Source organism: Oleiphilus sp. HI0043 (genome assembly GCF_001634935.1).
This window is the reverse complement of the sequence record NZ_LWEY01000912.1, coordinates 1-322: the sequence shown is the minus strand read 5'-3', so window position 1 is coordinate 322 and position 322 is coordinate 1. Positions and strand designations below refer to the sequence as shown.

At 44.7% G+C, this 322-nt stretch carries 1 protein-coding gene; it reads right to left on the bottom strand.

Features of this window, described 5'->3' with window-relative positions; all coding sequences use genetic code 11:
• The coding region (locus A3729_RS32760) for a hypothetical protein (RefSeq protein ID WP_369820126.1) at nt 1–322 on the bottom strand (322 nt) is incomplete at both ends.

Below are 322 nucleotides of genomic sequence, written 5' to 3'. Positions count from 1 at the left end.
TGCGAACCATATTGCACTGCTCGTTGAAGTATTTTCTGAAGCCATATCACTAGCGACCAAGGTGCACCGTAACTCTTCTGCATATTGCCTCGTAATACGACTTGGTTTGCCTAATGCGACTTCTATTTGCTTACTATCCAGAGCACTTCCCAACGCTGTGCTTTGCGGGATATTAAGCTCATGCTGGAAACGTGAAATTTGAGCTTTGCTGTTCGAAACATCTTCAGGAATAAGGAGGTGTAAGCATTCTTTGGCACGCGTCATTGCGACGTATAACAGACGCCTTTCACTTTCGAGCAAGGCTTTGCTTAGCATTTCATCT